The sequence below is a fragment of the Candidatus Pelagibacter sp. genome (genome assembly GCF_052049835.1).
GTDB lineage: Bacteria > Pseudomonadota > Alphaproteobacteria > Pelagibacterales > Pelagibacteraceae > Pelagibacter.
Genome location: NZ_JBNGZF010000012.1, coordinates 1 through 6145, shown reverse-complemented (window position 1 = coordinate 6145; position 6145 = coordinate 1). Strand labels below are relative to the sequence as shown.

7 protein-coding genes are annotated in these 6145 nt (G+C 21.2%); 4 read left to right on the top strand and 3 right to left on the bottom strand.

What is annotated here, in order from left to right; translation table 11 throughout:
- From ACTT9R_RS05425 to ACTT9R_RS05415, 3 genes are all read left to right on the top strand, one after another.
- A partial coding sequence (locus ACTT9R_RS05425; protein WP_440926998.1) for a hypothetical protein occupies window positions 1-499 on the top strand: 499 nt, incomplete at its 5' end.
- Between the two features lie 9 nt (window positions 500-508).
- The gene (locus ACTT9R_RS05420) at window positions 509-1750 is read left to right on the top strand and encodes a glycosyltransferase (protein WP_440926997.1); all 1242 of its coding nucleotides are present in this window, start codon (window positions 509-511) and stop codon (window positions 1748-1750) included.
- Window positions 1751-1755: 5 nt separating this feature from the next.
- The gene (locus tag ACTT9R_RS05415) at window positions 1756-2430 is read left to right on the top strand and encodes a methyltransferase domain-containing protein (protein ID WP_440926996.1); all 675 of its coding nucleotides are present in this window, start codon (window positions 1756-1758) and stop codon (window positions 2428-2430) included.
- A gap of 1 nt (window position 2431) precedes the next feature.
- On the opposite strand, the gene ACTT9R_RS05410 is transcribed toward ACTT9R_RS05415, so the two are convergent.
- Together ACTT9R_RS05410 and ACTT9R_RS05405 are read right to left on the bottom strand one after the other, a co-directional pair.
- Window positions 2432-3319, bottom strand: a complete 888-nt coding sequence (locus ACTT9R_RS05410; protein ID WP_440926995.1) for a glycosyltransferase family 2 protein — start codon at window positions 3317-3319, stop codon at window positions 2432-2434.
- 13 nt (window positions 3320-3332) lie between these two features.
- Window positions 3333-4400: an acyltransferase family protein gene (locus ACTT9R_RS05405; protein ID WP_440926994.1), complete on the bottom strand. Its 1068-nt coding sequence runs from the start codon at window positions 4398-4400 to the stop codon at window positions 3333-3335.
- A 121-nt stretch (window positions 4401-4521) separates the two neighbouring features.
- Here ACTT9R_RS05405 and ACTT9R_RS05400 point away from each other — a divergent pair, with 121 nt between their 5' ends.
- Entirely contained in the window at window positions 4522-5238 is a 717-nt protein-coding gene (locus tag ACTT9R_RS05400) for a class I SAM-dependent methyltransferase (protein WP_440926993.1), read from the top strand.
- Here ACTT9R_RS05400 and ACTT9R_RS05395 read toward each other — a convergent pair.
- Window positions 5215-6072, bottom strand: coding sequence for a glycosyltransferase family 2 protein (locus ACTT9R_RS05395; RefSeq protein ID WP_440926992.1), 858 nt, complete (start codon window positions 6070-6072; stop codon window positions 5215-5217). The genes ACTT9R_RS05400 and ACTT9R_RS05395 overlap by 24 nt on opposite strands.
- Between the last annotated feature and the right edge of the window lie 73 nt (window positions 6073-6145).

Here is a 6145-nt window from a genome sequence, read left to right as displayed (position 1 = left end):
GGATAAGAATTATAAAAAAATTATTATATTGTATGAAAAATATATTTCTACTACGAAATATACAAATGAAAGAAAATATAGAGCTCTAAAAAATTTTGAAATAGATTATCTTGGTTCAAAGTTAAAAAAAAAAAATACAAAATTTGAAATAGTTGATGAAGGTTTTTTTCAAAAAATTTTTGTAAATTTTAAGGGAAATAAAAATTTATTTTTTAATAATAAAAATAAAAATGATTATTTAAATTTAGTCCCGAATCCAGATCTAGTTTTATTTTTTAATACAAATATTAAAATTTGCCTAAAAAGAGCAAAGAGAAGAAAAGATGGTTTTTTATATCAAGCAGATAAACTAAGCTACGTTTCACCCAAAAATTACTTATGTAAAAATGTGATAAATTATATAGTTAAAAAAAAAATTCCAATTATCAAAATGGATGGGTCTAAAGAATGTAAAAAAAATATGCAATTATTTTTTAGTAAACTTCAAAAGTACAAATAAAATTTATATATGAAAATTTTACATGTTGGATATTCAGATACATTAGGTGGAGCTAATATAGCAATGATTAGATTGCACCAATCTTTAAAAAAGTTTGGAATAAATTCTAAAGTATTGGTAGGTGAAAAATTAAGTAAAGATGAAGATATAATTGGACCAATATACAAATATGAAAAGAAATATAATGAATTTAAAATTAAATTAGCGAGACAAAAAAAATATATCTATAAATTTGATGGGAAATATTCTCACTCTCTTAATTTACTCAAAAGTGGTTTATTAAAGAAAATAAAACACATTAAACCCGATATTATTAATCTACATTGGATTAATAATGAATTGATTTCTATTAAGGAAATATCAAAAATTAATCTTCCTATAGTTTGGACCTTTTTAGATATGTGGCCAATGCTGGGTGGTGAGCACTATACAGATGATAATAGATATATAGTTGGATATGAAAATTCACCAATGAGAAATGATGAAACTGGTTTTGATATTAATAAATTTATATGGAAAAAAAAAAAAAAATTTTGGAAATCAAAAATTAACCATGTGATATGTACAAGTAAATGGTTAAAAGACTCTGTTGAGAAAAGTCAGCTTTTCAAAAAAAATAAAATTTCAATTGTACCTTGTGTAATTAATATAAGTGAATGGGAAGCTCTAGATAAAATGGAAGCAAGAAAAGCTTTAAAGCTTCCAAATGATAAAATTATTCTACTTTTTATGTCTACAAACGGAATCAAAGATTTTCGAAAAGGTTTCAAATTTGTAAAATCTTCTTTGGATTATTTGTCCAAATTTCATGACAATATTATATTGTTAAATCTTGGAAAAAATATAAGTTCCACAATTGGAAGAGACAATATTATAAATATAAATAATTCATTTAATGGAGACGCAGCAAAGTTAAAATTATATTATTCAGCTTCAGATGTTTTGCTTACCCCAAGCATTATTGAAGCTTTAGGACAAGTTGCTACAGAGGCTGCAACATGCGGAGTTCCCTCAATAGGGTTTAAAGAAACTGGATTAACAGATGCAATTTTGCATAAAAAAACAGGCTATCTTTCAAATTACCAAGATCAAGATGATTTTAATGATGGTTTAAATTGGATTATTGAACAAATAAAAATAAACAAATATTTTTTTAAGCAGGAATGTCAAAGTTTTGCTAAAAATAATTTTTCATCTGAGATTATTGCTAAAAAGTATATTGATATTTATAAAAAAATTTTAAATAAGTAATAATTATGAGTTCATTAAAATTTTTTTTTGATATCATTTATGGAATATATCGTAACAAGAGTTTATGTAGAATATTACAAAATATAGAATGTAAAAAAAATAAAATTTCAGGAAATATTATTGAATTTGGAGCAGAGCCTTTATCTAAGAATAGCTTTGTATCATTAGCAAAAAAAATAAGAGTTAAAAAAATAGATTTTAGTGACAAATATATAAAAAAAGTTGGTGTTATAAATGCAGATTTAAATAAAAAAACTTCTTTAAAAAAAAATAAATATAATAATGTTTTATTATTTAATGTATTGGAGCATCTAACAGAAATAAATAATGCAAAAAAAGAAATTAAGAAAATTCTTAAAAATAAAGGGGTTTTAATTGGATCAACGCCATTTTTATATAGATTCCATGGAGCTCCTTCTGATTATCTAAGATTTACAAAACCCTTTTTAATTTTATTTTTTGAAAAGGATTTTAAAATTATTGAGGTTAAAAATTTAGGTTTTGGTCCATTTAGCTTATGTTTTTCTTTGATATCTGATTTTAGTAAAAAAATACCATTCTTAAATATTATAATTTTTCCTATCGCTTTTTTATTAGACACAATCTTAAATTTATTTGTGAACTATGATTTAAAAGACATTTATCCTATTGCTGTTTTTTTTAAAGTACAAAAAAAATAATTTATAAAAAATTTTTTTTAAAAAATAAATAAAACTTACCAAAATTAATTCTATTATTGCTAAAAAAGTTTCTAAAAAATTTTAGGAAAAAGATGATTAATAAAAAATATTTATTTTGCTTGTTATCAATTCTTATTTGAATCTTTTCAAAAAAATGGTCCTCTTTATCTAAGGTAGCTGATATTCCTCCTGGTCTAAATATACCAAAAACCTCACTTTTTTTTGTTGCTACTCCCTTAAATTTATTATGGACTATTAATCTATAAAAATAATCAAAATCTGATGAATATTTATATTTTAAAGAATATTTTCCATTTTTTTCTGCAGCATCTCTTTTTAGAAAAAAACCAGTTGAATGGCTTGTATAAAAAAACCAAGAATACATTATTTTTTTAGGATAGTATCCACTTATTGTTCCCCAATGTTTTTTTACAGATCCAAAATAAAAATCAGCATCAGTATAATTTTTGTGATATTTGATTAAAATTGAAGTTGCGTCTGGCAATAAAATATCATCAGAATTTACAATTCCTATAAGATCACCTGTACATAAAGACAAACCTTTGTTTATTGCATCATAGTTACCTAAGTCAGGCTCACTTACAAAATAGTCTATAAAATCTTTATTATCTTTAATTATATCAATCGTACTATCAGAAGATGCACCATCTATAATAATATACTCAATATTTTTATATTTTTGATTTTTTATACTATCTATAGTTTCTTGTATAAACTTTGAAGAATTTTTTGATACTGTTATTATTGAAATTAATGGGTCATTATTTTTCCTTGGTAGATTTTTAAACCTATTGCCACCCTCATAAATTCTTTTAGGATTTTTTGATAAAAATTCTACAAATTCTATTTTTTCAAAATTTGGTATCATTTTATTTTTTTACTTAAATCATTTTTAAAAAAAAATTTCTAGAAGGTTTTTCAAAATTTTTTACAGATATTACTGATATAATCATTAAGATTACTATATAAAATAAAAAAAATAAAAAATTACTAAATAAATTTTTATCAAGATTTAAAAGGTTAAAAATTAATATAAAAAACAATTGAAGCGGAAAATGAAAGAGGTAAATCGAGTAAGAAGTATCCATTAAAGTTTCAAATTTGCTTATTATCTTATTAGAATTAAAATAAAAATTTTGACACAATAAAATTAATGAAAAAAATAATAATACGGTTGATGGTATTGATTTGATCAAACTATAAAATAAACTGAAGTTATAATTAAGACTTACAATTGAGATTACAACTCCAAAAAAACCAAAAATTACAAATTTTTTTTTATATTTTTTATTAAATTCACAAATATAAAAAATTGAAATACCCAAATAAAAATAAAAAAAACATGCAGAAAAATTAAGACCAGTTTGATTTGTGTTAACTGCAAAAGGAACTATATAATAAAAAAAAACCATTATAAAAATTGAAAAAAAAATTTTTAAATGTTTTAGAAATGTAAAAGTTAAAAAAAAGAAAATTAGAACAGGCACCAAGATAGACATAAACCATATGGGTGCATTAAAACTCTGAGCTTTTTCAATCCCCCAGTTTGATGCAAAAAATATATTTAATGTAAAATGATAAATATCGTTTATATAACCAAATTCAGTTTTTCCGAAAAATTTAATATTAAAATATTGAATAATAAAAACTAAAATTAATGTAAAAAAATGCAATGGATAATATTTTGCAAAGAATTTTATAAAAAATGATTTAAACTTAATTTTTTCATCTTTGTGATAAAGATATATAAAAAAAAATCCAGTAATAGCCCAATATAAATACACAAAGTTAGCACCATATTCTTTTTTCTCTAATAGATAATTTATTAAAGAATTTTTTTCATAAAAATTTAGCTCAAACCATAAACCATAATGAAAAAGAACAATTACAAAGGAAGAAAACCAAGTAAGAATTTTTAAAAAGTATAATTTTTGATTTTCATCTATCATTTTAACTTTATATAAGTTTAATAATTTGTTACTTTATTTATTATATTAAATAAACATTTTTTTAAAAAAATATTCACCCACTTGAATCACAAATTCATTTTTTTAATGCTATAAATAAACCATGAGATATGACAAAATCAAACTCATAATTATCAAAAAAATAAGAGATATAATTTTCTTGATAATATTTGGCCGAGGAAAATTTTTTCTTTTATTTTTAAAAACAAATGTAAGACATTTATTTTTTAGTAAAAAAATAAATCATGATTTTAAAAATACAAATTTTTCTAACAAATGGTTTTTTGATAATGTAAGTTATATTTATTTATTTTTTAAAAAAAAAAAAAATCAAATAAATTCAATTTTGGAAATCGGAAGTTATGAGGGTCAATCGGCATCTTTTTTTCTAAATTATTTTCTTAATGTAAAACTTACATGTGTAGATATTTGGAAAAATCAAAATGTAAATTATGAAAATATAAATTTTGATAATGTTGAAAATAGATTTGACGAGAATCTTGCAAACCATAAAAGTCAAGTTACAAAATTTAAAGGGTCATCAAAAAAATTTTTTTTTCAAAATAAAGTTAAAGATTTTGATTTAATTTATATTGATGGATCACATTATTTTAAACATGTCTATTATGATGCGTTACAAAGTTTTAAAGTATTAAATATTAACGGCTATATTTTATTTGATGATTATCTATTTAAATATAAATCACAACAAAATTCACATCCAATTTATGCAATAAATAAATTTTTAAAAAAATATAAAAATAAAATTAAAATTATTGCAATATATAGACAGGTTTTAGTTCAAAAAATTTCCGAATAAAAAGTGCAAATATCTTTTATAAAATAATTTAGAAAAAATAAGATATTTCATACATTTAATGGCGATTGATATATCTAACTTTTTTATTGCCCCGTTCAATACTGGTATAAATGCTTTTGTATAAATATGTTTTTTAAATTGTGAATATTTTGTTTTAGGAATGATTTTTTTGTATTTTTTAAAAAATATTTTTAATGATTCCTCTCTTACATAATAATTTCTTGAAATCTGAAAATAATTAAAATTTTCAGTATTTACTAAATTTGCATTTATATAATTTACCCTTAAATCAGATAAAGCAATTCTGAACCACAGATCATGATCTTCAGATCCTCTAAGTTTTCTATCAAATAACCCTAGTTTAATTAAAGATTTATTTTTAAAAAAAAAAGAGGAACTATTCGGATTTGACCAATTGTTTATTAATCTATTAAAAATTTCTTGATTATTTTCAATTTTTTTTTCGATAAATTTAGAGCTTTTATAATTACAATATACAAAATCTAATTTATTTTTTTCAGCCATATTATATTGCAACTTAAGTTTATTTTTTTTCCATAAGTCATCGGTATCAATAAAACATACATATTTTGTTTTACATAATTTGATACCTTTATTTCTGGATTCTGAAACTCCAATATTTTTTTTGTTACGAATTAATTTATATTTAAAATTGTACTTTCTATTTATTGAAATTTTTTCAGAAGAGGCATCATCAATAATTAAGACATGCTTAGGAATGAGACTTTGATTATTAATCGAGATTAATGCTGACTTAAGAAGATTCAATCTTTCTTTAACTGGAATAATTACAGTAATATCTCCATATTTCATATTAAGTTTTTATTAATTCTTGTTCAGCATGTTATAAACATGAAATTATTTATATTTAAAGTATAAAATAATA